Raw genomic sequence first — 26949 nt, 5'->3', positions numbered from 1 at the left:
TTTCGGGGGAGAATAAAATGAAAAAGCATGGCGTACGAAGCTCGGGGGAGTTTCTGACCGCGCGGTCAGGAAAGCTGTTCGTGTTCTTATTGTCGGTCGCTTTGGCGACGGTGGTCTCTGTCGTTGCCGGGATCGTCGGTGGCGGGGCACAGGGCGACGCGTCGCCGCCTCCGGCGTCGAATCGGATAGATTTCCACACCGCGGTGAAGGGCGACGATGTGGTGCTGACGGTTGGTTCCGGTGCTCTGCGAGTGGCAGGTGATCAGATTCAGATCGTCGACCGGAACGGCAAGGTGGCCGCCAGTGCGCCACTGAAATATGAAGTGGCGCAAGATATTTACAAGCTCGGCGTCGAACTTCACAGCAGCGTGGCGCGACTGCACGTCAACCGGTCGTCGATTTCTCGTGCGACGTCGCTCGCGCCGCACCGCGCAGCCGAGACGACGGTTGTGGTCACATCGACGCCGCCAACGTCGGCGACGTCGGACGCGGACGCGCGCGCCGACAAACTGGATAAGGCGATCACTCGGATGGGGACTGAATTGTCACTCGGAATGGCCATCGGAACGTCGGTTGGCACGATTCTCGGTGGTGTTCTCGGCTGTCTTATCGGGCTGACCGCAGGTATCGTCGGATGTTTGCCGGGGCTCATGTCGGGTGCGACAGCCGGTGCCGTCGCTGGATCGGTGGTCATCGGCGGGGCCGCGATCGTCGTGTCGGCGATCGTCTTCGGGATGACGATGAGCGAGCCGAGGCCGAAGGCGGAGCAGTCACCGCGGCCGACTACTCAGGTGCCGACAGCAGCACCCTCGTCTGGGGCGACCTCGTCTCGCTAGCCGACGAGCCACGCATTCGGTGCGCAGACGAGTGGGACGTCGGCCCCGAGGGCACGCAAGACGATCGACGTCGCGCGGGGCGAATAGCTCATCGAGAAATGATCGGACGTGTCCTGGGGGCAGCCGTCCTGCAGCGTGATGTTGCGGGTGTTCTTGGTGCCCGTGGGGAAGAACGTGCTGGAGTAGGGGGTGGTGACCTCGTCGTAGCGGGTGCCGACGATCGTGTATCGGATGTCGCCGAGGGCGTAGACACCGCCGCTGTTGAGTGTCTTCAGAAATGGCGAGTTGTAGATCTGCTGGGTGCCCGAGACCCCGACGCCGAGTGCGAGGGGTCCCAGGATGTCGACACCGAGATCGTTGATGGTACGTCCGAGTGCGCCGATGCCATTGAGTGTTGTGCCGTTGTTGGTTGCACCGAGAGTCACGACATTGGCGACCTTGGCCGCGCCGCCGTCGAATCGCAGGTACTGGCGGGTCGAGATGCCGCCCATCGAGTGGCCGACCATGCTGACTTTGGCTGCGCCGGTCGACGCGAGGACCTTGTCGACGAAGGTCTTGATCTGGTTTGCCGATTTCACGATGTCGCCGGTGCCGTACACGCCGGGGAATGCCGCTGCTACGCCACCGCCTTGAGAGGGCGGCTGTATTCCGTAGTCGAGTGCGTAGACGCAGAAGCCTGCCTGCCGGAGCGCGGGGGAGATCATCGACCAGTTGCTGTAGGCGTTCTCCCACGTTCCGTGGACCAGCACGACGGGATTGCGGCCGGCCTGGGGTTTGCACGACCAGTCATTCGCACCGGCGGGCGCCACGTTGGGGTTCGACAGGCTGTGCGCGAAAGCCGCGGGGAACGTAGTCTGCTTCGGCCCGTTGCCGGTGGGGATGAGCCAGCGACTCTCGCCGTTGAGCAGGAAGGTCTCGGCGCGGGCCGGGGTGGGCGAGGCATCGGAGATGTAGTCGGCGAGCTGTTGCTGCGGGGCGGCCGACGCGATACCTGCGGAGTTCGCGGCAAGCGAGATACACGCGGCGACCGCGGCGACAGCCGTCGTCAGCAGGCGGGTTCGGGAACGACGTCGATGAGACGATGTGGTCACGTGCGAACCTCTCAGCCAGGTGTTGCCGGTCATAGCGCAGGCGAGTGGAGCGTAGCTCACCGGTCACGATCCCTGACTCCCACCGGTTCCCAGCCTCGGCGTGACGTGCGGTCACCTGGGGTGGGCAGTCGGTCGCGACTGCGGTACACGATGTACGGCCGGAACAGGTAGTGCACCGGAGCGGTGAACATGTGCACGAGACGGGTGAACGGGACGAGTGCGAACAGGGTCAGACCGATCAGGACGTGCACATGGAAGCGCAGCGGTGCTGCCTCCATTGCGCGAATGTCGGGTTGCAGCACGAAGATCGACCGAAACCACGGCGAGACAGTCTGGCGATAGTTGACCCCGGGTCCACTGGGATCGACTGCACCGACAACTGTGATGTAGGTTCCCGCGATCAGCGCGCATACCAAGACCAGATACATCAGCTTGTCGTTGCGGGTCGTCGCCATGAACACCGGGCCGGTGGTGCGACGTCGATAGATGAGCAGGCCGACGCCGAGCAGAGTCGCTGCCGCGGCGAGGAGACCGAAAAAGCCTGCGCCCCAGTGGTACATCGTCTCGGAGACGCCGAGTGCGTCGGTCCAGGACTGTGGGATGACCAGACCGACCGCGTGTCCGACGATGACCACGAGGATTCCGTAGTGGAACATCGGCGAGGCAATCCGCAGTAGCCGCGACTCGTAGAGCTCCGATGATCGTGTGGTCCACCCGAACTTGTCGTAGCGGTAGCGCCAGATCGTGCCGCCGATGAGTATGAGCAGTACGAGATAAGGCAGTACGCCCCACAGGAAGACGTCCATCACGGCTCACCCCTCGCAGGTGTCGCAGTCAGCGGCAGTAGGCGCGAATCGTAGGGCTCGAGGCCAACGGCCTCGACGCCGAGCGCCGGCGTCATCGCGCGCGCAGCCTGTCGGTCTACCGGCGATTCACCGGGCAGCGTCGAGCAGATCGCCGTGAGCACAGCGGTGTACGGAGATCGACGGTCGCGCAACGCGAATCGGATCAACTCGAGCGCTGGGCGATACTTCTCCAGCATCTCTTGTCCCGCGTCAGCGTCGACACGCGCCGCGAACTCCAGGACGATCGGCAGGTGGTCGGGCAACTCGCCGTGGAGGTCGACGACAAAGCCGCTGCTCCGATAGAGCGCTTTGAACTCGCCGAGTGCGGCTCCACGCCGTCGGGTGTCGCCATCGGTCCAGTACGAGAGATACAGCGTGTGCTTGCGTGACAGGTCGAATGTGTCGACGTAGTCGTCGACCAAGGTGGGGAGCGGCGTGGACTCGATATGGTCGACGAAGGTCAGTAGCTCACGAGTGGATGGGTGATCGGGCTGTTCGCATAATGCTCTGCGCAGCAGTGAGCTTCGGTCGATGAACTGATCGTCGGGGTAACTCAGACACCATGAGGAGACCTGCCACGTCACGCGATGATCGGCCGCAGTCGTGCGGCGAGGCCACCTCACGACGACGCCTTCGAGTCGCCGGTGTCGTCGGACGCGCGGCGGTCGGGGAACAGCCCTTCGGGCGAACCGTTACCGTCCCAGTTCAGCAGATTCGTGCGATTCGCGAGGCGATGTGAGCTGGTCGCGGTGTCGGTCGTCTGGCGTTGCTTGAGCGCGTGAAAGGTCTCCACCGACACCGGGGTCGGGGTTCCGCTCGCTTCACCGAAGGGGCCGGACTCGTACATGCCGGGCCCGTCCTCGTAGTCGAGGGAGCACGCCATCTCGTCGAGCTGTTCGGCCTGCTCGAGATGGGCCGTCGGAATCACATACCGCTCTTCGTATTTGGCGATCGCCATCAAGCGGTACATCTCGTAGACCTGCTCTTCGGACATGCCGACAGAGGCGGGGATGTCGGGGTCGGGTTCGCGGCCGAGTGTGATGTCGCGCATGTAGGCGCGCATCGCCGCGAGTTTGCGCAGGACGCCGTCTATTACCGAGGTGTCGCCCGCACTGAACAGTTCGGCGAGGTACTCGACGGGGATTCGCAATGCGTCGATCGCACCGAACAGGGTGCCCGCGTCCTCAGCGTCGTGGCCCTGGCCGCTGAGTAGGTCGACGATCGGCGACAACGGCGGCACGTACCAGACCATTGGCATGGTGCGGTACTCCGGATGCAGCGGCAGCGCGACGCGGAACTCCTTGGCCAGCGCATAAATTGGCGATCGACGTGCCGCATCGAGCCAGTCCTCGGGAATGCCTTCAGCCCGCGCCCCGGCGATCACGTCGGGGTCGTTGGGGTCGAGGAGCAGGTTGAGCTGGGCTTCGTAGAGGTCGGTGTCGTCTGGTGTGGAGGCGGCTTCGGTGACAGCGTCGACGTCGTAGAGAAACAGTCCGAGGTATCGGAGTCTGCCGACGCAGGTCTCGGAGCAGACGGTCGGCTGCCCGACCTCGATACGCGGGTAGCAGAGCGTGCACTTCTCGGCCTTGCCCGTTCGATGGTTGAAGTAGATCTTTTTGTACGGGCAGCCGGTGATGCATTGGCGCCACCCGCGACACCGGTCCTGGTCGACGAGGACGATACCGTCCTCGCTGCGCTTGTAGATCGCCCCGGACGGGCACGACGCCATGCATGAGGGATTCAGGCAGTGCTCGCAGATGCGGGGCAGATAGAACATGAACGTCTGCTCGAAGCTGAACTTGACGGCGTCTTCTGATTCACGACGCAGCTTCTCGACGATCGGATCGAGCGCGCCCAATTCCGGTGCGCCACCGAGGTCGTCGTCCCAGTTCGCCGACCATGTGACCTTCGTGTCGTCACCGGTGAGCAGCGATTTCGGCCGCGCAACAGGGAAATCGTCGCCAAGCGGGGCGTCGATGAGCATCTGGTAGTCGTAGGTCCAGGGCTCGTAGTAGTCGTAGATGGTGGGCTGAACGGGACTCGCGAAGAGCGTCAACAACTTCTGCATCCGGCCGCCTGTGCGCAGCCGCAGCTTTCCCTTGTTGTTCAGATGCCAGCCGCCGCGCCACTTCTCCTGATCCTCGTAGCGTCGCGGATAGCCTTGTCCCGGACGCGTTTCGACGTTGTTGAACCAGACGTACTCGGTGCCCGCCCGATTGGTCCACGCCTGTTTGCACGTGACAGAACAGGTGTGGCAGCCGATGCATTTGTCGAGGTTCATCACCATGCCGACCTGTGCCATGACCCGCATCAGTACGTCACCTCCTGGCTGCGCTTGCGTATCGTCGACACCATGTCACGCTGATTTCCCGCGGGGCCGAAATAGTTGAATGCGTAGGACAATTGGGCGTAGCCGCCGATCAGGTGAGTGGGTTTGACCAGAAGTCGGGTGGCGGAGTTGTGCATTCCGCCGCGACGACCCGTCGCCTCCGATTTCGGGACGTCGATCGTGCGCTCCTGCGCGTGATGAACGTAGACCACACCGGCGGGCATCCGATGGCTGACAATAGCCCTGCACACCACGACGCCGTTGGCGTTGACGCATTCGATCCACTCGTTGTCGTGCACGTCGATGGCTGCGGCATCCGACGGGCTCAGCCACGCGGTTGGACCGCCACGGGACAGTGACAGCATCAAGAGGTTGTCCTGGTACTCCGAATGAATGGACCACTTCGAGTGGGGCGTCAGGTATCGCACGGTGATTTGCTGCTCCCCGTCCGGCCCGAGCCTGGGCTCACCGAACAATCGGTGCATGTCCAAGGGCGGGCGGTACACGGGTAGCGACTCACCGAGGTCGATCATCCAGTCGTGGTCGAGATAGAAGTGCATACGCCCGGTCAGCGTGTGAAACGGCTTGAGCCGCTCTATGTTCACCGTGAACGGGGCATAGCGTCTGCCGCCTTTCTCAGATCCCGACCATTCCGACGAGGTGAACACCGGGACCGGGCCCTGCTGGGTGTCGGCGAAGCTGATCTGCTTGTCGGCGTTGCCCTCGGCCAGTTCGACGAGCGTCGTGCCGACGCGCTTCTGGAGCTTCTCGAAGCCGTTGACGGCCAGAGCCCCGTTGGTGGTACCGGAGAACATCAGGATCGCATCGGCCATCTTGGCATCCGTGTCGATTGCGGGCCTGCCGTCGCCGGCACCCCCGAGCATGACCCCGTTGCGATCCGCGAGGCGCCGTGACTGCTCTGCGATGTCGAAGGTGACGCCCTTGTTGGCGAAGCCGAGTGTGTCGGCCAGCGGCCCTACCGATGCAAGTTTCTCGGCGATCGCGGTGTAGTCGCGTTCGACCACCGTGAACGACGGCATGTTGACACCCGGCCGACCGGGGGATGCCGACATCGCCCAGTCGTCGACGCTGCCCTTGGGTTGCGCGGTCTCGCCGGGGGTGTCGTGTTGCATCGGAGTGGCGACGAGATCGTGGCGCACACCGAGGTGAGTCTTCGCCTGCTCGGACAGTTCGACTGCGAGCAGGTGGAAGAGATCGAAATCGGTCTTGGCCTCCCACGGCGGGTCGATGGCGGGAGAGAAGGCATGGACGAAGGGATGCATGTCGGTCGACGACAGGTCGTTCTTCTCGTACCACGTTGCTGCGGGTAGGACGATGTCGGAAAGAAGGGTCGTCGACGTCATCCGGAAATCTGCCGACAGGAGGAGATCGAGTTTGCCCTCCGGCGCATTCTCGTGCCACCGAACATCGTTGGGGCGTGGGGTATCCGGAGATTCGGCACCCATCACGTTGTTGTGGGTGCCGAGGAGATGTCGCAGGAAGTACTCATTACCCTTCGCCGACGACCCCATCAGGTTCGATCGCCACAGAACCAGCGTGCGTGGCCAGTTCACCTGAGCGTCGACGTCGTTGATCGCAGGTGTCAGTGAGCCGTCGGAAAGATGTTGTGCCACATAGCTCGACGCGGATTCCGCATCGCCACGGTCGACCGCGTCGCGGGCCTCATCGGCGACGTCGAGAGGATTGCGGTCGAACTGCGGATAGAACGGCATCCAGCCGAGCCGTGCCGATTGCGCGATGGCGTCGGCGGTGTGTTCGTGGTCGAGCGTGCCGCGCGACAGCGGAGATGCCAGTGACGTCGCCGAGTAGCCGTCGTTGCGCCACTGGTCGGTGTGCATGTACCAGTACGACGTGCCGGTCATGGTGCGAGGCGGTCGGCTCCAGTCGAGTCCGTTGGCCAATGACATCCATCCCGTGATCGGGCGGCATTTCTCCTGTCCCACGTAATGCGCCCAACCCCCGCCGTTTCGCCCCATGCAGCCGGTGAGGATCAACAGCGAGAGGATGGCCCGATAGGTGGCGTCGCCGTGGAACCACTGGCAGATCCCGGCTCCCATGATGATCATCGATCGTCCGCCCGAATCGACTGCATTGGTGGCGAATTCGCGCGCAACCCGGATCGCTGCCTCCGCAGGCACGCTGGTGATCTCCGCCTGCCAGGCAGGCGTGTAGGGGGTCGACGCGTCGTCGTAGCCGGACGGCCATTCGCCGGGCATGCCGTCACGATGCACCCCGTACTGCGCGAGCATGAGGTCGAAGACCGTGGTGACCTGATGGCCGTCGATGACGGTCGTCGGCACACCTCGGCGTAGCACCGAACCGCTGCCATCCGGGGAGTCGAAGGCCGGCAAAGCGATCTCGACCAGTTGCGCGTCGTCGCGACCGAAAAGGGTCAGCGCCGGGGTGATTGCTTCGAGGTCGAGGTTCCATCTGCCCTCGCCTGCGGCGGAGCGGCGAAAGCCCAGCGAGCCGTTGGGAACCGTGGCTGCTCCGGTCTGCTCGTCGAGTACCACGGTTTTCCACACGGCGTCGGAGTCGTTGTCATCGGCCCCCGCCAACTCATCCGCGGTCAGGAACTTGCCTGCGACGAGGCCGTTTTCGTGTTGCTCGACGTGCACCAGAAAGGGAAGGTCGGAGTAGGAGCGCACGTACTCGTCGAAGAACTCGGTGGTGTTCGCGACGAAGTATTCCGAGAGGATGACGTGCCCCATCGCCATGGCCAGCGCGGCGTCGGTACCTGCTTGTGCCGGTAGCCATTCGTCGGCGAATTTGGTGTTGTCGGCGTAGTCGGGGCTGACCGATACGATTTTGGTGCCGCGATAGCGCACCTCTGCCATCCAATGCGCGTCAGGAGTTCGGGTGACCGGGACATTGGAGCCCCACATCATCAGATACGACGCGTCCCACCAGTCACCGGACTCAGGGACGTCGGTCTGATCGCCGAAGACCTGTGGGCTCGCGACGGGCAGATCGGCGTACCAGTCATAGAACGACGTCATCACCCCGCCGATCAACTGGATGAAGCGCGTCCCCACGCAATGCGACACCATCGACATCGCGGGGATCGGTGAGAAACCGGAGCAGCGGTCGGGGCCGTAGGTCTTGATGGTGTGCACATGGGCAGCCGCCGCCATCTCGATGGCCTCGTCCCAACTCACGCGGACGAGGCCGCCCTTACCACGAGCCTGCTGGTATGACCTGCGGCGCAACGGATCTCCGACGACGTCGGCCCACGCCAGCACGGGATCGCCGGTCTTTTCCTTGGCGGCCCGGTACATTTCGACGAGCACCCCGCGTGCGTACGGGTATCGAACCCGCGTCGGCGAGTACGTGTACCAGGAGAATGCCGCACCACGTGGGCAGCCGCGGGGCTCGTATTCCGGCCGGTCGGGACCCACCGACGGATAGTCGGTTTCCTGCGTCTCCCACGTGATGATGCCGTCTTTGACGTACACCTTCCATGAGCACGACCCGGTGCAGTTGACGCCATGGGTCGATCGCACGATCTTGTCGTGGTTCCACCGATCGCGGTAGAAGACATCGCCAGCACGGCCTCCCTCGCGGAAAGCGACTCTCCCGTCAGAGGTTTCGTCCCAGCGGGTGAAGAATTTGCCGATATCGAGTAGGGCTTTGGCTGCATCGCCCTGAACTGCAGTAGATCGGGCCATGAATTCACCATACGGATGAAATGCTCGGGGTGTGCGGTTTCGTCGTCGCAGATCCGAGGCGGCTCGGCGGAGGCGTCGACGCCCGGCCGGACGTTATCGCCGAGTGCTCCGCGTGTTTCGATTGGGTATAGACATTCGCAATGTGTAGGTCCTTGTGACACAACGTGAAAGGGTCGGTCAGTGTGAACGTTTCGCGTGCGGTATCGCCCGATTCGCCCACCCGGCTTCGACGACGCGTGCCGCATGCGAGCCTTGGGCAGTTCACTTTCGTCATGGCGACCGGCATTGTGTCGACAGCAATCCACAATGCGGCGACACTCGGTAGTGGCACATACTCGGATCTGGCCGATCTCATTTCGGCGATTCTCTTCTTTGCGGCAGTCGTCGGATATGTCGCGTTGATCGTGTTCACCATTGCCGGTTGGTTCACTGGTGCAGGCGTGGTCGACGAGGTGCGGCGTGAGATCGCGAACGACGGGTTCACCGTGTTGGCCTTCACTGCGGCGAGTGGGGTGCTCGCGGCGAGAGCGTTGGCGGCGGGAAGTACCTGGGCCGCAGTCACATGTGCTGTCGTCGCGCTCGTGTCGTGGGTGATACTCGGCTACACGGCGGTGATCGCCGCGTTCTTCAGCGCCGCACAGTCACGGGAGCATCCCCCGGCGCCGACGACCCCGTTGCCGTGGACACACGTCAACGGCACCTGGTTTCTGATGGTGGTCGGGACACAGGCGGTCGCGGTTGCCTTCGGCGCGCTGGCCGCGGCCAAGCGGGTCAAGTGGTACGCCGAGGTCGCTGCGTTGTGGTGGGGGATCGGCGTGCTGATCCTGATCGTGATGGCTGTGTTGGTCGTCGCACGGTTGATCATCGTCGGACTCTCACACGACGACGAAGTGGCGCCGTACTGGGTGCTCATGGGCGCCGGCGCGATCTCCGTGCTCGCGGGGGCCGAGGTCATAGGGACGGGCTCGGCGCAACGACTCGTCACGCACGATGTGGTCGGGACGTTGTGTCTGATGGCCTGGATCTTCGGCACGTGGCTGATTCCCCTGTTGATCGTGCTGATGATCTGGCACGCGCGTAGGCCGGGTACGCATTCGGGATTTCGCACCGCGTTGTGGTCGATCGTGTTCCCCATCGGCATGTGGGGGGTGGCGAGCAGACAGTTGGGAATCGCCTGGCAGGTTCCGTGGATCAAGACCATGGGTACCTGGGAGGCGTGGCTGGCGCTGCTGATCTGGGTGATCGTCTTCGTCGGGATGCTGCGATGGTGGTGGCGATGGCTGTCGACACGACGTTCGGAGACTAGTTCGCCAGCACGGTGAGAAGTACCGCAGAGTCCTCGTTGGCGCGGAGATTGTGTCGGGCGTCGGGAATGGTGATGAGGTCACCGGCCACGCCGTGCCACTCGTCGTCGCCCGCGGTGAGCGTCACGTCGCCGCGGAGCACCTGAAGCGTCGCTTCGCCGGGACTCTGGTGCTCGCCGAGTTCGGTGGAGGCCGCCAATGCGATGACGGTTTGACGCAGATGCCGGGCGGAGTTGCCGTGCAGCGTGTGCCCGGCGCGGCGACTGTGCGCGTCGCGCGCCGTGGCGATGAGTTCGTCGACGAGGGCTGGGAGTCGCGTGGTGTCCATGTCTCACGATTGCACGCCGCGCGCGGTGGTGGGTGGCATTGGAGGGCCGCGCCACCGCGGACTCGGCAGATCCTCGTGAGGTCCTAGTCCAGTGACGCTCGCGCGATGGCGATCACCTCGTCCTCGGTGGGCGGACTCTTCGGGTGGTAACTCAGACACAGCGGGGTGTCGACTTTGACGAAACGGCCGCCGTCGACCGCGGTGTAGAACGTTCCGGTCGATAGTCGGCCGACGTCGGGGATCGGACTTCCCTTGCTGTTTGCCAACTCCTTGGCAGCTTCGATCTGGTTCGGGTGGTGCAGTCTTCCGAAGAGCTGAGTTGACGCGTTGCCGCTCACGCGGCCGTGGATTCCCTTCGGGGCCTGTGTCGCGAAGATCAACCCCAACCCGTACTTGCGCGCCTGCGAAGCCAGTGCCAACGTGCTCTCCGTTGCGGTCGTGACGCGCTGCGATGGTGCGTAGTTCTGCGCCTCATCCATCACCAAGATGCCGCCGAGCGGCCGATCTGAGGCAGGGTGCTTCTTGATCCAGGCGAACAATGACATTTGCAGTTGTCCGACGAAGTTCGCGACGCGCGACTCGCTTCCGAGTCCCGCGAGGTTGATGACCGACACGCGAGCGCGATAGCCCGGCGATGGGGTGAGCAGCACACCCGGGTCGGCGGGCGTCGCGGCTTCGTCCAACAAGGGGTCGTTGGCCATCGACGCTTTCAGATTCTCGGCCAGATCGATCGCGAGGCGAGGTGCGTCGGCGAGGGTGCTCACCCCGTCGGGTAGTTCGGACAGCAAGGCGACGAAGGACGGCAGACTTCCACCGCCGCGACGACCGAAGTACACCATCGCCTGTCGCAACACCGCCTCGTAGCGTGATGCGCGCGCGCCGCGTTCGGTGGGGCGCGCCTTGGGGAGGAGCGCGCCGACGGCAGAGTCGACGGCTGCGAAGAACTCGTCGGTATCGGCTTCCAGCGAGGCGAACTCGGGCAGCGGACGAAAGCTCAACGGTCGACCGGAGCGCCGTCCGGGGGTGAACACAACAACCTCTGTGTCGGCGAAATAGCGGTCGGCCGCGGCGCGGTCGGTTGGACTCCATTCTCGCGTGCCTTCAGGCCAGGGCATCCCGAGTCGTGCGAGGTCGTTGTTGATGTCCAGGACTATCGACGAAACACCTTGCAGGGCTGCCTCTTCGACGATGCGTCGAATGAGAACGGTCTTCCCGGAGCCGGAACCCGCGAAGATGGCGGCGTGCTTGCGGAGCGATTCCAGCGGCGCCTCAACAGGTTCGCCGTCGACTGATCGAACACCGATCGGCAGCACGTCGACTGCGTGTGGTTCACCGGACGAACGGGACTCGGCGGCAACAGGACTCGCCTCGTCAGGCGTGATCGTTACCGCGGAGGAAGCGGCGTCGGGCTCGGCTGCGTGGGCTCCCGATGATGCACTCTGCGGCGTCTTCACCTGCGGCGTATCGACTTCCGTGGCGAGGGCCTTGGTCAAACCGGGTGCGAGAACCTCTGCAAGAAAGCCGATCTCGGCTGCCGGTGCACGATCGACGATCCAGTCGTGCAACTGCGCTGGTCGCTCGGAACGCAACTGCGCCAATGCCATGAGTCGTCGGATGTCGTCGTCTGTCCAGGCGATCGCTCGACCGCCACGACGATGCAGTTCGTCGACCAACTGTGCGGTTTTGGGTCCGGTGGGCCACGGCTGGCGCCTGAGCACCACCAGGGTGCGCTCGACCTCGCCGAGGCTGAGTCCCGAGGCGATGTTGGCGTTGGTGAGGCGGGACTGGACCGCGCGGGGGTGTGTGGCGGCAAGCGCGCGGAAGCTCCACGATTCTTCGGACTCTGTCGCGGCGTCGATGACATGACTGATTCGCCCGTGCAGCAAGGCTTTTGCGCCAGGCTTGGGGTCCTGATGCAAGTTGCCGGCCCCGCTGGGGAGGGCTTCGATCCACGCGCCGAGTCCGGCCTGCAGCAAATCGGGGACGACGACATCCTCTGTGGCGTGGTCAAGGGCGGCGGCGGGGTTGGCTTGCTCGATCAACTCACGATACCGCTTTTCGATTGCGTCGACATCTGTTGTCGCCGAATGCGATTCGCTCACGGAGGGGACGTCGTTCGACTGTTCACGAGCGTTGTCGCTGGCCGGGCGTGTCGGCGTGTGGGTGTCGTTCAACGTCGTGATCGATGTGAACGTGCCGCTGCGCAGCATCGCCGCAACCTGCCGGTCGACGGCCATCATGAGTTCGCGCGGGGTGTATCGCTGTGCATCGGCGAGCGCTACGTCGTCGACAGGCCAATGTGGTTGGGGTGGCGTGAAGTCGATCTGGGCGAAGCCGGGTGCGAAACGTTTGGCGAGGAGCTCGCGCGCGAAGTCATCCGACGGCGGCCGCTGCAGCATTGGTGGCTTTCGGAAGCGCTCGACTGCGGAGCGCATCACCCTACTCTCCAGATGTTCCCAGGCCGCCGTGATGCACGAGACAACGGTTGCCGTCCGACTCATGTTCTCGCGCAACGCCATCAAACCGTGAGCCACCTGATTGACCACTGAGTTCTCGTCCGCGGCGGCCGACCATCCCGCTTCGATGAGCGTGTCGATCTGGTCGACGCCCAGTACTGCTGCGGCATCGAACGCGACGATGCGGGAGATATTTTGGACCATCTCTTGGTAGCCGAGCGTCGCGTTGCGGATACCCCACTCGGCCAACTCGTCTGCGTCGTCGACGTCTAGGTGTAGAAACGCCTCGCCGAGGTCTCTGGCGTCGTAGTCCTGTGACGCTGTCAGTACCAGCGCGCGCAAGATGTGCTGCGACCGTCGGCGATGGGGGTGGTTTCGATACACGCCCGCCACGAACTCTTCGAGTGCAGAAACGGTGAGCGTCGCCTCACCGACGACTGCTGCACGCGTCGACTCCGACACGTCGGCTTCAAGGGCAAGGCGGTCGAGAAGTTGTGCGAGCTGGGTCGGATGTGTCGGGCTGGGGCGATTGAGACTCTCGAGCACCGCGACCGTGACCGACTTCCAGAAGTCGCTGCCGTCGAGCAATCTCACCAAGAAGAAGTAGCCGCCCCGCTCCTGCACGCGCTGACGGATCTGTCCGAGAAGGTGCGTCTTGCCCGAGCCCGCTACGCCGCGGATCACCACGCCGATGGGGCTGGCTGACTCCGACCGCGCAGCGTCGGCGAAGCTGCGCATCGTCTCGTCGGCGACCTGCTCGTGCAAGCCGGCGACGTGGTAGGTGCCCGACGTGCCCCACACGTCGTCGAGGGTGTCGGCCCAGTCGAGTCGGATCGACTCGAGTGCCTCGCGAATGTCGTTGTCCATCAGTCCTCCTCGACTGCGAACAGGTGGCACGGTTGTGTGCCGACCACAACGGCCGCAGCTCGGTCGGTCTCGCTGAGACGGGCCCGGTCGTCCTGAGGGATCAGACTGACACCCGGGCGGTCCTGCAATTCGAGGATCGCGGCGTTGAACTCGGAGCGGTCGATGTCAGGTAGCGATGAACGAAGCGCCGCGACGTCGACGAGCGCTCCGCGCTGATGAGCTAACGACTCGTATGTGGCGATGATGCGGGCGCCGATGTTCACGGCCTTCGACGACGCGGGCGGCGCGGCCTCGACGACGGCGCGCGGACGGCCGAAGACTTCGTACAGTCGGAAGTCTTCGGCGTCGAGATGACGCCCGATTGCGTTGAGGACGGCATACAGCGCGCGGATCGGGGGCAACGAGCGGTCCGGCGGCCCTGCACGCAATTCGTCTGCACACCAAGCCCATCCGCGGTCGGTGAGCGAGTGGTAGAGCGCATTGCGCTCGCCTTTGCGCGACTCGATCAGGCCGTGTTCGGTCAACTTCTGTCGTCCAGGCTTGTCGAGGTTGGGGCCCAGCTCGCGTAGGCGAGGAGTCGACAACTCCGTGGACTCCGCCATGAGGACGAAGAGCACCGCGCTTTGGCTCGGTGTCAGCTTCGGGTGGTCCACTGTGACTCCTTCAGATCAGGTCCAGGCGCAGTAGGCGAGCTGGGGGTCGGATGGTGATGGGCGAGAACTTCGCGCAGTTCCGCGACGACTGACGACGTGTCGCCGAGAACCTGTTCGTTGGTGTAGCGGAGTACCACGTAGCCGTGCCGCTGCAGCATATTGTCGCGGCGGCGGTCACGGGCGTACTTGTCGGCTCGACGATGGTCGGGGCCGTCGACTTCTACGATGACTCGCGCATCCGGCCACAGGACGTCGACTATCGCGACTCCCGACAATGCGGCGAGGTCGGTGGGGCAGCGATTCCAGAGACGTCCGGCTGCCCAATCATGTTGGGCCAGTGTGTATTCGAGCGCCTGCTCTGCGGCGCTGTGTGGGGCGGGAGCGCCCGTCGGTCGGGAGACGATCAGAGTCGGTCGCAGCGGGTCGGTCGGGACGGGGGCGGTTGATGAGGCGACCCCGAGGCGCAGCACAGGTACTCGGCGCACCTCGGGCAACGCGTCGGCGGTGAGCCAGACGGTCATGTTGGCATGCTCCGCGAGCCACGCACATGCCGACGCCGCGGTGCGCTGCGCATCATCGGGGAGCGCGCTACTTGCTCGCACGGCGAGCACCACCTCGGGCCGACCGTAGAAGTGGCGTAGCAAAGCGACGAGCACGGCCGCGCGTTGTTCAGGAATTGCGGATGGCGTCGTGCGTTCGTTCGCGGCGCCCGCCCGCGCGAGCGGTACGACCACGGCAGTTGACAGGCCGACGTCGGCGCACAACTGCCGGGCCAGCGTCTCTGCGTCGTCGACGTCGAGTCGCTCATTGGATGACCTGCCAGGTAGCCAGGCCGGGAACAACGTGATCAGCGCCGATTCGAGTGCCTCGAGGATCTCGGTGGCGACCTGCCGTGCGCTCCGTTCATCGGGGCCGCGGTAGTCCAAGATCACCGGCAGTTCCGGTGCTACGGCGTCAGCGAGGTCGTCGATTGCCGGGCCGTACACGTCCGCGAGGCGGACGACCCGTCCGGGACGGATCGCGTGGCCGACCGGCGGTGGCGTATCACTGTCGGCGTGAGTCATCGGACGTGAATATAGCTTCCGCGACCGACGGGTGCGCGGCGGCGGTGCGGCTCGTGACAGCGGCGATGTCTTGTTGGTTCAGCCCGCCGCCCGCTCGACGGTGAGGAGGCTCTCGGCGCTGTGTTCGGCGTGGTAGGCGGCCTCGCCGCCGCGGACGCCGAACAGCCGCTTACTCCAGATGAGCCAGACGACCGCAGCGACGTTGACGGCGAGCAAGAGCACCTTGAACACCGTCGCCTTCTCGACGAGTTCATACACCTCGAGCGGGATGAAGATGCTGGTGACGATCACCGCGAAGTACTCGCCCCAGCGTTTGGCGAACCACAGGCCGTACGCCTCGACGAATTGGCTGATTCCGTAGGCGAGCAGCGCGCAGCCGACGAGCACGATGGTCGCGGTCGACAGGGTGGTCGCCTTTTCGATCCACTGCACGACCTTGGAGTCGTCGATATTCCAGCCGATCTGGTCGGCGATCGGTTTGAGCAGCGGCATCTCGGCGTCGAACTTCTCGTGCAGTGTCTGTTGACTGTTGCGCAGCTCGATCACGAATATGCCTGCGATGACGAGAAAGATCCCGCGGATCAGGCGCTCGACCGCGAGCAGTCGCATGATGATGAGGTCGCGCAGCAACCGACCACGCGGAACCTCCGGGGCATGGTCGGCGGGTCCGCTGTTGCGAGGTGAGCCGAGGGCGTAATCGCCGCATCGCAGGCATCGCCACGCGTCGCCGGCGCTGGTCTCGGTGTGCAGATGATCGGCGAGACCGGGCTCGTCGGGGCGGTAGGTCTCGTGACCGCGTAGGCCGCAGGAGATCAGTTCCCAATTCACCGCAGCAGCCTAGCCGTCGACGGCAGGTGGGTCACGACGCCGCGGCGATCTCACCCGGTTGACCGACCTTGCCACTGCGCGTCGTATCGCCGCTCACCCCGACGCTCGCCGCGTACAGCAGGTCGCGAAAGTCGCCGACGACCGGGCGCTCGGATGACCACACCATTCGAATCCAGGAGGTGTGCGGCGCGATGTCGAGATCTACCGCGACGAGCTGGCCGGCAGCCGACGTCGCGCCAACGGCGAACTTCGGGGCCATCACCACCCCGAGGCCGTTGGCAGCCCAACTGAAGGCGACAACCAGGCTCGACATGGGTTCCATCGGTTCGGGCAGCATGTTCTCGACGCCGAGGTGTGTCGCGCATCGTCGTGGGCCGCTCAGGATGTGTTCGCCGACAAGGTCGGCGATGGTGAGGTGCTCGTGTCGAGCAAGCGAATGGCCGGATGCCATCGCGATTGCAGTGGTGACGGGGACCAGGTCGGCGTAGGAGACGTCCGTACGCTGCGTCGCGGGCAGGAGCCAACGGTCGGCCGCGTCGTCATGCATATCGAGTACGAGTCCGACGTCGGCGCTCCCAGACGCCACCGCGTCGACGACGCACGTCGGGTCAATGAGGGTGTCCACGGCGACGGTTCCGCCCGGGACTCGGTTGCCGAACTCGCGCAGAATGCCTGGGATCTGCGTGGCGACCATGTGTTCGGTGCTCGCGATACGCAGGGGCGCCGCCGAGGCGGCAGTGGTGACCGAACGCCCGAGTCTGGCCCAGCGGTCGAGGAACTCGGGGCCCTGGGCGGCCAGCACCAGTCCGGCTTCGGTCAGGCGCATACCGCTCGGCGAGCGGTGATAGAGCTGCACACCGAGGTCGCGTTCGAGCGCCCTTATCTGTTGCGACACCGACGAGGGGGCCAGGTCGAGGGCGGCCGCAGCGCCGAGGACGGTGCGATGCTCGGCGACGGCGAGAAAGGTCCGTACGTGTCGGATTTCCATGACTGCTACTCCTCGCTTGGGGCCGGGAGGCGTGACGCATCGGATGGTGTTCGGAAAAACCGCACACTGCCTGCATCTATTCCGGTCGATCGACGTCGGGTGTCGGCAGCATCCTGATGCCGTGCCAACGACAACTCGCGAACCCTCCAGATCACGACGCCGCTCGGGCGAGGCCATGCGTGGTCGCACCGTCAGCAACGTCGGCGTCTCGCTCGGATACCTGCTGGTGCTGGTCGACTCGACGGTCCTCAACGTCGCGCTGCCAGACATCGCCAGGTCTCTGGGTGGCAGCGTTGCCGGACAACAGCGGGTCGTCAGCGCCTACCTGGTCACCTTCGGCGCGCTGTTGCTGAGTTCCGGCGCGATCGCCGATCGCTACGGCGCGCTGCGCACGTACCGGGTGGGCGTTCTCGCGTTCGTGCTCACGTCGGTGTTGTGCGCTCTCGCTCCGACGTTGCTGGTCCTCATCATCCTGCGCGCGTTTCAAGGCGCTGCGGCCGCGCTGATCCCGGGGACGACGCTGGCGCTCATCGGGAGGATGAATCCCGAACCTGCCGACAGACACCGCGCCATCGGTCTCTACGCGCTGGTCACCGGGTGCGGTTTCGCAGCAGGACCGACCGTCGGTGGAATCCTCATCGCCGCAGGCGGATGGCGGTGGATCTTCCTGATCAACGTGCCGGTGGGAATTCTCGCGCTGGCCTGGAGTCGATACTTTCCGGCTGACTCGAGGGCACGCGACCGTGGTGCGCGACTCGATGTGCGCGGACAGCTGCTCGCGGTGGTGTTCTTCGCGCTCGTGGTCGTCGTCATCATCGAAGCGGGGGAGCGATCCTGGATCGCGGCGTGGGCGCTGATCGCGACGGTGTGCGCGGCCGGATTGCTCTACTGGTCGGATCGACGAAGCGCTGCCGCGGCGATTCCCGTGCGTCTGCTCCGTATTCCGTCGATCCTGCGAGGAACGTTGCTCGGCTTCACGATTCAGGTGGTGATGGCGTCGACGCTGTTTGTCGCGAGTCTGTATCTGATCAACGCACGCGGGCTGTCGCCATTGGGTGCGGGACTCGTCCTCATCGCCTACACGTTCGGGCCATGTGTCCTCGGCCCGGTTGTGGGGCGCGTGGTCGCCGCGCGTGGGCCGCAGTTGCCGGCGTTGCTGGGCCAGTCCGCGGCTGTGGTGGGTTCTGTCGCGATCGCGGTGGTGATGTTCGTAGGCGGACCACTGTGGGCGCTGATCGTGACGATGCTGGTCGCCGGAACGGCGTTACCGCTGGTGATCGTGCCGATGACCGGGCTCATCGTCGCGGGTGCTCCCGCGGGATCCGCGGGTACGGCAGGCGGCTTGTTCAGCGCGTCGCGTCAGCTCGGAGGGGCCTTTGGTGTCGCGGCACTCGGCGCGGTGTTGGCGTCGGTTGGCGGAGCCGACGGCGCCGGGTGGGCGATGATGGGTGCGGCCGTCGTGGCGGGGATGGCGCTGCTGGGTATGGTCGTGCGTCCGCATCGAACGCGGTGACTCAGGACCGCTGCGGGCATCGATTTGGGTCTGGCCAGCCGATTCTCTACACTAGAACGGTTGCCTGTGCACCTTCGCGTGTCCGCACTCGGGTCACGGCTACAACTGAATAGTCTCCGGTGCTGGCGAAATGCCTAGGGCACCGGCGGCGAGAACCTATTCACTATCCACTTCGTGGAAGGCCCACCGCAGGTCACAGGAGAAATCCTGATGATCGGCGCTGCATGGGAACCGCTACGAGAAAGGTTGACGGTCAACCATGACCATGACTGACCCGATCGCAGACTTCTTGACACGTCTGCGTAACGCCAATTCGGCGTTCCATGACGAGGTGACCCTCCCGTCGTCGAAGCTCAAGGTGAACATCGCCGAGATCTTGAAGCGCGAGGGCTACATCACCGATTACCGCACCGAAGATGCGGAGGTCGGAAAGAACCTCGTCGTCGCCCTCAAGTACGGCCCCAGCCGTGAGCGCTCCATCGCAGGACTGCGCCGCGTGTCCAAGCCGGGTCTGCGGGTGTACGCAAAGTCCACCAACCTGCCCAAGGTCCTGGGCGGCCTCGGCGTGGCCATCATCTCCACGTCGTCCGGTCTGCTCACCGATCGCCAGGCAGCCAACCAGGGCGTGGGCGGCGAAGTCCTCGCCTACGTCTGGTAAGGGGAGGTAAGCACAATGTCGCGTATCGGTAAGAATCCGATCGAGATCCCCGCGGGCGTCACCGTCTCCATCGACGGACAGACGGTCACCGTGAAGGGACCCAAGGGCGAGCTGAGCCACGTTGTCACCAGCCCCATTCAGGTGGCGCAGGAAGACAACACCATCGTGGTGACCCGCCCCAACGACGAGCGTCGTAACCGTGCATTGCACGGTCTGAACCGCTCGCTGGTTGCCAACCTGGTCGACGGCGTCACCAAGGGCTACACCACGAAGATGGAAATCTTCGGTGTCGGCTACCGCGTCGCAGCCAAGGGTCGCGACCTCGAGTTCGCGCTCGGTTACAGCCATCCCGTGCCGATCGAGGCTCCCGAGGGCATCACTTTTGCCGTCGAGTCGCCCACCAAGTTCTCGGTGTCGGGTATCGACAAGCAGCAAGTCGGCCAGATCTCGGCGAACATCCGCCGCCTGCGTCGTCCCGACCCGTACAAGGGCAAGGGCATTCGCTACGAGGGTGAGCAGATCCGTCGCAAGGTCGGAAAGACGGGTAAGTAAGCCATGAGTGATACAGCAACCAAAACTGTCCGCAAGCCCATCGGCAAGGACGTGTCGACCCGACGTCGCACCGCGACCGGCAATCGTCACTTCCGCCTTCGCAAGAAGGTCAGCGGAACGCCGCAGCGTCCGCGTCTGGCCGTCAAGCGCAGCAGCCGTCACATCCACGTGCAGCTGATCGACGACCTCGCGGGCAACACCCTCGCAGCAGCGTCGACCATCGAGGCTGACGTGCGTGCATCCGGTGGCGACAAGTCGGCACAGGCCCGTCGCGTCGGCGAACTGATCGCCGCTCGCGCCAAGGCCGCAGGTGTCGAGGCCGTCGTCTTCGACCGTGGTGGCAAGAACTACCACGGCCGTATCGCCGCGCTCGCCGACGCCGCCCGTGAGGGAGGCCTGCAGTTCTGATGATGACCAGCAACAACAGCTTGACCAACATGACCGGAGGGAACCTCTGATGCCCGGACGTCAGCGTGACGGCGGAAACGGACCCGCCGGTAACGACAACAACAACAACCAGGGCGGCAACGACCGCCGCGGTGGCCGCGATCGTCGTAACGACCGCGGACGCGATCGTGACCAGGAGCGCAACCAGCTCGAGCGCGTCGTCACCATCAACCGTGTGTCCAAGGTGGTCAAGGGTGGACGTCGGTTCTCCTTCACCGCTCTCGTGGTCGTCGGCGACGGCCAGGGCATGGTCGGTGTCGGCTACGGCAAGGCCAAGGAAGTTCCGGCCGCGATCCAGAAGGGCGTCGAAGAGGCTCGTAAGAACTTCTTCCGCGTTCCGCTGATCGCAGGCACCGTGACCCACCCGGTTCAGGGTGAGGCTGCTGCCGGTGTCGTGATGCTGCGTCCGGCCAGCCCCGGTACCGGTGTCATCGCCGGTGGCGCGGTGCGTGCCGTGCTCGAGTGCGCGGGCGTGCACGACGTGCTCGCCAAGAGCCTCGGCTCCGACAACGCGATCAACGTGGTCCACGCGACCGTGGCCGCACTCAAGATGCTGCAGCGTCCCGAAGAGGTCGCCGCACGTCGCGGTCTGCCGATCGAAGATGTGGCGCCGGCCGGTATGCTCCGGGCGCGCGCAGGCCAGGGAGTGTAAGACATGGCACAGCTGAAGATCACCCAGGTGAAGGGCACCATCGGTGCCAAGAGCAACCAGCGTGACAGCCTGCGGACCCTTGGACTCAGGGGCATCCGCCAGACCGTCACCCGCGAGGACACCCCGATCAACCGCGGTTTGATCAACGTGGTTGCACACCTCGTGACAGTCGAAGAGGTTTAAGAGCAATGACCATCAAACTCCATCACCTTCGCCCCGCTCCGGGCGCGAAGACCGAGAAGACCCGTGTGGGTCGCGGTGAGGGGTCCAAGGGTAAGACCGCCGGTCGCGGCACCAAGGGCACCAAGGCACGCAAGAACGTGCCTGCAGCCTTCGAGGGCGGCCAGATGCCGATCCACATGCGGTTGCCGAAGCTCAAGGGCTTCACCAACCCCAACCGGGTCGAGTACCAGGTCGTCAACGTCGGCGACATCGCCAAGCTGTTCCCGCAGGGCGGCACCATCGGCGTCGACGAGCTCGTCGCTGCCGGTGCGGTTCGCAAGAACCAGCTGGTGAAGGTCCTCGGCGACGGTGAGCTGAGCGTCGCGGTCAACGTGACCGCGAACAAGTTCACGGCGTCGGCCAAGGAAAAGATCGCCGCTGCCGGTGGCAGCACCATCGAACTGTAAGAAAGTTCGTTTCTGACCACAGCGGACGGCAGCACTGTTCTGCCGTCCGCTGTGGTGCCAGCGGGCTGGTTCGTCGAACTCGGCGGTGTGCGTGCACTCGCAACGCGCGTCGAGTCGGGCGAGCCGGCCGAAAACTTCAGGTGGAGCGGTCCCGGAGAAGTGCCGGTCGTGGCAGCCGGTAGAGTTTCTGGCGTTGCCGCACAACGCAACCACCGATCAACGTCGATTGCCGAGCACGTGGGGTGGGGTCCGCCTGGGCCCCCGAACAACCCGAGCGTGGTCGTTCCTAGGAGGAGTTAGTGCTTTCCCCCCTCGTCGCGGCCATTCGGACGCCCGATCTGAGGAAGAAGATCCTCTTCGTCATCGGCATCATTGTGCTGTATCGCCTGGGCGCGACGGTCCCGTCGCCCGGCGTCGACTACAAGACCGTGCACGCCTGCATCGACCGCATCAACAGCGGTGGCGGCAATCAGGTCTACTCGCTGATCAACCTGTTCTCCGGTGGAGCGCTGCTGCAGCTCTCGGTGTTCGCGATCGGCATCATGCCCTACATCACCGCGAGCATCATCGTGCAGCTGCTCACCGTGGTCATCCCGCGGTTCGAGCAACTCCGCAAGGAGGGCCAGTCCGGTCAGGCCAAGATGACGCAGTACACCCGCTACCTCACGGTGGCGCTGGCACTGCTCCAGTCGACCGGCATCGTCGCGCTCGCCGACCGCGGCACCCTGCTCCCGCAGGAGTGCGGCAACGTTCTCACCGATCAGTCGATCTTCGGTCTGTCGATCATCGTGCTCGTCATGACCGCAGGCGCCTGCCTCGTCATGTGGTTCGGCGAGCTGATCACCGAGCGCGGCATCGGCAACGGAATGTCGCTGCTGATCTTCGCGGGCATCGCCGCTCGCATCCCCGCCGAGGGTCGCGCGATCCTCACCAGCCGTGGCGGCTTGGTCTTCGGTCTCGTGTGCCTCGCGGCGCTGATCATCATCGCGGGCGTGGTCTTCATCGAGCAGGGCCAGCGTCGAATCCCGGTGCAGTACGCCAAGCGGATGGTCGGCCGGAAGATGTACGGCGGGTCGTCGACCTATCTGCCGCTGAAGGTCAACCAGGCCGGCGTCATCCCCGTGATCTTCGCGTCGTCGCTGCTGTATCTGCCGCAGTTGATCGTGCAGCTGACCAAGAGTTCCGACGGCACCGAGTCGGGCTGGCAATCGTGGGTCTCGCAGTACCTCGCCGACCCGAGTAGCTGGGTGTACATCCTGGTCTACTTCGCCATGATCATCTTCTTCACGTACTTCTACGTCGCTGTCACCTTCAATCCCGAAGAGCGCGCCGACGACATGAAGAAGTACGGAGGGTTCATCCCGGGTATCCGTCCCGGCCAGCCGACGGCTGATTACCTGGGCTACGTACTGAGCCGCATCACGCTCCCGGGTTCGATCTATCTGGGTATCATCGCTGTACTGCCCAACCTCTTCCTCGAGATCGGTAACAGCGGGGGAGTGCAGAACCTGCCATTTGGGGGCACCGCCGTGTTGATCATGGTCGGCGTGGGTCTGGACACGGTGAAGCAGATCAACAGTCAATTGATGCAACGCAAGTACGAAGGATTCCTGAAGTGAGACTTGTTTTTCTCGGCCCCCCCGGCGCTGGTAAAGGGACTCAGGCGGAACTGCTGTCGGAAACGCTCGGCATTCCGCACATCTCCACCGGTGACCTGTTCCGCGCCAACATCTCTCAGGGCACTGCCATCGGCATCGAGGCCAAGAAATACCTCGACGCAGGCGACCTGGTGCCACCGGAGATCACCGTCGACATGGTCCGCGCACGGCTCAACGAGCCCGACGCGTCGAAGGGCTTCATCCTCGACGGCTTCCCCCGTTCGATCGAGCAGGCCGAGGCGCTCAACTCGATCCTGGCCGACCTCGACACGAAGCTCGACGCTGTCGTCTCGTTTGTCGTCGACCCCGACGTCGTCGTCGAACGGATGCTCGCGCGTGGTCGCGCCGACGACACCGAAGACGTGATCCGTAACCGCATGGCGGTGTACGACAAAGAAACCGCGCCGCTGCTCGAGTACTACGGTGACCAGGTCAAGACCGTCGACGCCGTCGGCGAGGTCGACGAAGTGCACCAGCGTGTGCTGAGCGCGCTCGGCGTCAAGGTCTCTTAGGTATCGATCTGCGATGAGGCTCCGTAAGACCAAACGTGTTCCGTTCCGCAGCCCTGGCGAGCTCGACGCCATGGCTGCGGCGGGAGCCGTTGTGGGGGAGGCGCTCGTCGCGGTTCGCGACGCAGCTAAGGCCGGGGTGAGCACCCTCGAGCTCGACGAGGTGGCCGAGTCGGTGATCCGCGGCGCGGGTGCGGTCCCGTCGTTCAAGGGTTATCACGGGTTCACCGGCTCGATCTGCAGCTCCGTCAACGACGTTGTGGTGCATGGCATCCCGTCGTCGACCGTTGTGCTCGCCGAGGGAGATCTCGTCTCGATCGACTGCGGCGCCATTCTCGACGGCTGGCATGGCGACTCCGCATGGACCTTCGGGGTCGGCGAACTCTCGCAGGCCGACCAGGACCTCTCGGACGCGACACGACTGTCGATGGAGGCGGGCATCGCGGCAATGGTCGACGGCGCGCGCCTCACCGATATCTCGCATGCCATCGAGACCGGAACCCACAAGGCGGAGAAGACCTTTGGCCGCGGCTTCGGCATCGTCGACGGTTACGGCGGGCACGGCATCGGGCGCGAAATGCACCTCGACCCGTTCCTCCCGAACGAGGGCGATCCCGGGCACGGTCCGTTGTTGGTGATCGGCTCGACGCTGGCGATTGAGCCCATGCTCACGCTCGGCACCACCGACACCACCGAGCTCCCCGACGGCTGGACCGTCGTCACCGACGACGGCTCTTGCGCGGCCCACTGGGAGCACACCGTCGCCGTCACCGCCGACGGCCCGCGCATCTTGACGCAGCGCCCGGCCTGACTCTTCCGGCTGGCCCGTTCTTCCGTCGCCCATTCTTTCCGGTTGCCCAGACGCTCGGTTTCCGCGCCTGTGGGCAACCGCAAGTAGGCCCGGGTTCGGGCGCGTTCATGTTCCATTCATGAGACGTGGTCCACGTGACACCTTCCGGACGTCGACGGGCAATCATCTCGTTCGCAATCCGTAAGATCGGGGCTGAATACTGCCCGGGTGTCGTCAGTCAACGAGCGGGTGCTTCCGTCGTCGCGCGCCCGGTCGTGGCGTAGCTACGCGCTGTTCATCGCGCTTGTAGCGCCCAATCTGGTGCTGCTCGGTGTCTTCACGTATCGCCCGCTCATCGAGAACATCCGAATGTCGTTCTACGACTGGAACATCTCGTCGCCCGGCGCCGACTTCATCGGCGTCTCGAACTACACGGAATGGTTCACGCGCGCCGACACCTGGACCATCGTCGTCAACACCGTGATCTTCACCGTTGTGGCGGTGGCGGGCAGTATGGCGCTGGGACTCGCGTTGGCGCTGTTGCTCGACCGGAAGCTGCGTGGCCGAAACCTGTTGCGATCCATTGTGTTTGCGCCGTTCGTACTCTCAGGCGCTGCGGTGGGAATCGCGTTTCAGTTCGTGTTCGATCCGAGCTTCGGCTTGATCAACGACCTGATGCACCGCCTGCACCTCGGGTCGGCACCGGACTTCTACCAGCAACCACACTGGGCGCTGTTCATGGTCACGGTGACCTATGTGTGGAAGAACCTGGGCTACGCGTTCGTGATCTACCTCGCCGCGTTGCAGGGGAAGCGAATCGACCTCGACGAGGCAGCGGCGATCGACGGGGCCAGCCGCTTCACCTACTTCCGTCGCGTCCTGCTGCCGCAGCTGCGTCCGACGACGTTCTTCCTCTCGATCACAGTGCTGCTCAACTCATTACAGGTCTTCGACATCATCAACGTGATGACCCGTGGAGGCCCGCTCGGCAACGGCACCACGACGATGGTCTACCAGGTCTACGAGGAGACGTTCCGGAATTTCCGCGCCGGCTACGGTGCGACGGTCGCAACGATCATGTTCGTCGTGCTGCTCGTTGTGACCGTCGTGCAGGTACGCGTGATGGATCGGGCACAGGCATGAGCGACGTCGTCGTGGCGGAGTCCACGACATCGGACAACGCGTCGTCGACGAGTCCCGTTGGTGTCGAGCAGCGCGCAGCGGCGTACGCACGGCGCAAACGCGTTGCGACGGTGTTCGGTTACCTCGCGATGGTCGTCGTGGTGCTGCTGGTCGCGCTTCCGCTCGTGTGGATTCTGTTGGCGTCGTTCAAGGATCGGTCGGAGATCTACGTACAGCCCGCCGTGTGGTGGCCGTCTGTGTGGCATCCGGAGAACTACCGCGAGGCGACGACGTCGGTTCCGTTCTGGGACTTCATGCGGAACTCGTTGATCGTGACGTCGATCCTGGGCGTCGTGAAGTTCGCGCTCGGCGTGCTGAGCGCGTATGGGCTTGTGTTCCTACGGTTTCCGTTCAAGAACGTGGTGTTCATCGTGATCATTGCCGCGCTGATGGTGCCGAACCAGATCACGTCGATCACGAACTATGCGTTCGTCGCACAGCTCGGACTGCGCAATACGTTCCTCGGCATCATCCTGCCGCTGGCGGGCGTCGCCTTCGGAACGTTCCTGATGCGCAACCACTTTCTGTCGATACCGCACGAGATCATCGAAGCCGCCCGTATGGACGGCGCCGGGCACTTCCGGCTGCTGACCCGTGTGGTGTTGCCTCTGTCGATCCCGACGATGGTTGCCTTTGCGCTCATCACGCTCGTCAACGAGTGGAACGAATACCTCTGGCCGTTCCTGATGGCCGACGACTACACCGTCGCCACGCTGCCCGTCGGGCTGACGCAGTTGCAGAACAACGACGGCCTGACGAACTGGGGCCCGGTGATGGCCGCGACGGTGCTCGCGATGCTGCCGATGCTCGTCGTCTTCCTGCTCCTGCAGCGCCACATGATCAAGGGCCTGACCTCCGGGGCGGTGAAGGGGTGATCTCGACAAGCTCGATCAGCGCTCGGGTTGGCTCGATCGGCGGGGCTTTTCCGCTGGTTGAGCAGGCCGCGAGCGTAGCGAGTTGCCGTGTCGAAACCACGGTGTACCGCTGCGGGGTGGGCTCGATCGGCGGGGCTTTTCCGCTGGTTGAGCAGGCCGCGAGCGTAGCGAGCTGCCGTGTCGAAACCACGGTGTGCCTCTGCGTT

26 protein-coding genes are annotated in these 26949 nt (G+C 64.5%); 15 read left to right on the top strand and 11 right to left on the bottom strand.

Annotated elements, in window-relative coordinates; all coding sequences use genetic code 11:
- Nucleotides 1-17: 17 nt before the first annotated feature.
- Nucleotides 18-836 carry a DUF8020 domain-containing protein gene (locus tag GOSPT_RS22895; protein WP_005208402.1) on the top strand — a complete coding sequence of 273 codons (819 nt, stop codon included), beginning with the start codon at nucleotides 18-20 and terminating at the stop codon, nucleotides 834-836.
- Here GOSPT_RS22895 and GOSPT_RS24570 read toward each other — a convergent pair.
- From GOSPT_RS24570 to GOSPT_RS19860, 5 genes are read right to left on the bottom strand one after another with little or no spacing between them, the layout of a single operon-like run.
- Nucleotides 833-1960, bottom strand: coding sequence for an esterase/lipase family protein (locus tag GOSPT_RS24570; RefSeq protein ID WP_051994085.1), 1128 nt, complete (start codon nucleotides 1958-1960; stop codon nucleotides 833-835). The two genes, GOSPT_RS22895 and GOSPT_RS24570, sit on opposite strands and share 4 nt — an antisense overlap.
- A 23-nt stretch (nucleotides 1961-1983) precedes the next feature.
- A complete protein-coding gene (narI, locus tag GOSPT_RS19875; protein ID WP_039856783.1) occupies nucleotides 1984-2733 on the bottom strand; it encodes a respiratory nitrate reductase subunit gamma in 750 nt (249 codons plus the stop codon).
- The gene (gene narJ / locus GOSPT_RS19870) at nucleotides 2733-3395 is read right to left on the bottom strand and encodes a nitrate reductase molybdenum cofactor assembly chaperone (protein ID WP_039856781.1); all 663 of its coding nucleotides are present in this window, start codon (nucleotides 3393-3395) and stop codon (nucleotides 2733-2735) included. The genes narI and narJ overlap by 1 nt, the downstream gene beginning before the upstream one ends.
- On the bottom strand, nucleotides 3392-5083 hold the full coding sequence (gene narH, locus GOSPT_RS19865; RefSeq protein ID WP_005208398.1) for a nitrate reductase subunit beta: 1692 nt from the start codon (nucleotides 5081-5083) through the stop codon (nucleotides 3392-3394). Before narH ends, narJ begins: the two co-directional genes overlap by 4 nt.
- Nucleotides 5083-8790 carry a nitrate reductase subunit alpha gene (locus GOSPT_RS19860; protein WP_005208397.1) on the bottom strand — a complete coding sequence of 1236 codons (3708 nt, stop codon included), beginning with the start codon at nucleotides 8788-8790 and terminating at the stop codon, nucleotides 5083-5085. The genes narH and GOSPT_RS19860 overlap by 1 nt, the downstream gene beginning before the upstream one ends.
- Nucleotides 8791-8954: 164 nt before the next feature.
- On the opposite strand from GOSPT_RS19860, the gene GOSPT_RS19855 reads away from it, so the two are divergent.
- On the top strand, nucleotides 8955-10112 hold the full coding sequence (locus GOSPT_RS19855) for a tellurite resistance/C4-dicarboxylate transporter family protein (RefSeq protein ID WP_269449442.1): 1158 nt from the start codon (nucleotides 8955-8957) through the stop codon (nucleotides 10110-10112).
- Here the strand turns inward: GOSPT_RS19855 and GOSPT_RS19850 are convergent.
- The 6 genes from GOSPT_RS19850 to GOSPT_RS23715 all read right to left on the bottom strand — a co-directional run bounded on the left by GOSPT_RS19850 (nucleotide 10093) and on the right by GOSPT_RS23715 (nucleotide 17278).
- A complete protein-coding gene (locus tag GOSPT_RS19850; RefSeq protein WP_005208395.1) occupies nucleotides 10093-10422 on the bottom strand; it encodes a cupin domain-containing protein in 330 nt (109 codons plus the stop codon). The two genes, GOSPT_RS19855 and GOSPT_RS19850, sit on opposite strands and share 20 nt — an antisense overlap.
- 83 nt (nucleotides 10423-10505) lie before the next feature.
- Nucleotides 10506-13745 carry a helicase HerA domain-containing protein gene (locus GOSPT_RS19845; protein WP_005208394.1) on the bottom strand — a complete coding sequence of 1080 codons (3240 nt, stop codon included), beginning with the start codon at nucleotides 13743-13745 and terminating at the stop codon, nucleotides 10506-10508.
- Complete coding sequence (locus GOSPT_RS19840; protein ID WP_005208393.1) at nucleotides 13745-14398, bottom strand: MarR family transcriptional regulator; 654 nt, start codon at nucleotides 14396-14398, stop codon at nucleotides 13745-13747. Before GOSPT_RS19840 ends, GOSPT_RS19845 begins: the two co-directional genes overlap by 1 nt.
- On the bottom strand, nucleotides 14380-15462 hold the full coding sequence (locus GOSPT_RS19835; RefSeq protein ID WP_005208392.1) for an endonuclease domain-containing protein: 1083 nt from the start codon (nucleotides 15460-15462) through the stop codon (nucleotides 14380-14382). Before GOSPT_RS19835 ends, GOSPT_RS19840 begins: the two co-directional genes overlap by 19 nt.
- Before the next feature lie 78 nt (nucleotides 15463-15540).
- Nucleotides 15541-16290: a DUF2127 domain-containing protein gene (locus GOSPT_RS19830; protein ID WP_005208391.1), complete on the bottom strand. Its 750-nt coding sequence runs from the start codon at nucleotides 16288-16290 to the stop codon at nucleotides 15541-15543.
- A 31-nt stretch (nucleotides 16291-16321) separates the two neighbouring features.
- Nucleotides 16322-17278 carry a LysR family transcriptional regulator gene (locus GOSPT_RS23715; RefSeq protein WP_005208390.1) on the bottom strand — a complete coding sequence of 319 codons (957 nt, stop codon included), beginning with the start codon at nucleotides 17276-17278 and terminating at the stop codon, nucleotides 16322-16324.
- A gap of 121 nt (nucleotides 17279-17399) precedes the next feature.
- On the opposite strand from GOSPT_RS23715, the gene GOSPT_RS19820 reads away from it, so the two are divergent.
- From GOSPT_RS19820 to GOSPT_RS24165, 13 genes are all read left to right on the top strand, one after another.
- The gene (locus tag GOSPT_RS19820; RefSeq protein WP_168431200.1) at nucleotides 17400-18791 is read left to right on the top strand and encodes an MFS transporter; all 1392 of its coding nucleotides are present in this window, start codon (nucleotides 17400-17402) and stop codon (nucleotides 18789-18791) included.
- A 259-nt stretch (nucleotides 18792-19050) separates the two neighbouring features.
- Entirely contained in the window at nucleotides 19051-19449 is a 399-nt protein-coding gene (gene rpsH / locus GOSPT_RS19815; RefSeq protein WP_005208388.1) for a 30S ribosomal protein S8, read from the top strand.
- A gap of 15 nt (nucleotides 19450-19464) precedes the next feature.
- The gene (gene rplF, locus GOSPT_RS19810; RefSeq protein ID WP_005208387.1) at nucleotides 19465-20001 is read left to right on the top strand and encodes a 50S ribosomal protein L6; all 537 of its coding nucleotides are present in this window, start codon (nucleotides 19465-19467) and stop codon (nucleotides 19999-20001) included.
- A 3-nt stretch (nucleotides 20002-20004) separates the two neighbouring features.
- A complete protein-coding gene (gene rplR, locus GOSPT_RS19805) occupies nucleotides 20005-20409 on the top strand; it encodes a 50S ribosomal protein L18 (protein ID WP_005208386.1) in 405 nt (134 codons plus the stop codon).
- Nucleotides 20410-20458: 49 nt separating this feature from the next.
- Nucleotides 20459-21100, top strand: coding sequence for a 30S ribosomal protein S5 (rpsE, locus tag GOSPT_RS19800; protein ID WP_005170418.1), 642 nt, complete (start codon nucleotides 20459-20461; stop codon nucleotides 21098-21100).
- A gap of 3 nt (nucleotides 21101-21103) precedes the next feature.
- The gene (gene rpmD / locus GOSPT_RS19795) at nucleotides 21104-21283 is read left to right on the top strand and encodes a 50S ribosomal protein L30 (RefSeq protein WP_005208385.1); all 180 of its coding nucleotides are present in this window, start codon (nucleotides 21104-21106) and stop codon (nucleotides 21281-21283) included.
- Between the two features lie 5 nt (nucleotides 21284-21288).
- Nucleotides 21289-21729, top strand: a complete 441-nt coding sequence (gene rplO / locus GOSPT_RS19790; RefSeq protein ID WP_005208384.1) for a 50S ribosomal protein L15 — start codon at nucleotides 21289-21291, stop codon at nucleotides 21727-21729.
- Nucleotides 21730-22028: 299 nt separating this feature from the next.
- On the top strand, nucleotides 22029-23348 hold the full coding sequence (secY, locus tag GOSPT_RS19785) for a preprotein translocase subunit SecY (protein WP_005208383.1): 1320 nt from the start codon (nucleotides 22029-22031) through the stop codon (nucleotides 23346-23348).
- Complete coding sequence (locus GOSPT_RS19780; RefSeq protein ID WP_005208382.1) at nucleotides 23345-23899, top strand: adenylate kinase; 555 nt, start codon at nucleotides 23345-23347, stop codon at nucleotides 23897-23899. The genes secY and GOSPT_RS19780 overlap by 4 nt, the downstream gene beginning before the upstream one ends.
- A 13-nt stretch (nucleotides 23900-23912) precedes the next feature.
- Entirely contained in the window at nucleotides 23913-24707 is a 795-nt protein-coding gene (gene map, locus GOSPT_RS19775; RefSeq protein WP_005208381.1) for a type I methionyl aminopeptidase, read from the top strand.
- Between the two features lie 207 nt (nucleotides 24708-24914).
- On the top strand, nucleotides 24915-25829 hold the full coding sequence (locus GOSPT_RS19770) for a carbohydrate ABC transporter permease (protein ID WP_005208380.1): 915 nt from the start codon (nucleotides 24915-24917) through the stop codon (nucleotides 25827-25829).
- Nucleotides 25830-25957: 128 nt separating this feature from the next.
- Nucleotides 25958-26743 carry a carbohydrate ABC transporter permease gene (locus tag GOSPT_RS19765; protein ID WP_231894511.1) on the top strand — a complete coding sequence of 262 codons (786 nt, stop codon included), beginning with the start codon at nucleotides 25958-25960 and terminating at the stop codon, nucleotides 26741-26743.
- On the top strand, nucleotides 26740-26949 hold a 210-nt coding region (locus GOSPT_RS24165; RefSeq protein ID WP_039856775.1), incomplete at its 3' end, for a hypothetical protein. The genes GOSPT_RS19765 and GOSPT_RS24165, both read left to right, overlap by 4 nt.

This window comes from Gordonia sputi NBRC 100414 (assembly GCF_000248055.1).
Taxonomy (GTDB): domain Bacteria; phylum Actinomycetota; class Actinomycetes; order Mycobacteriales; family Mycobacteriaceae; genus Gordonia; species Gordonia sputi.
This window is presented reverse-complemented; position numbering and strand designations above follow the sequence as displayed.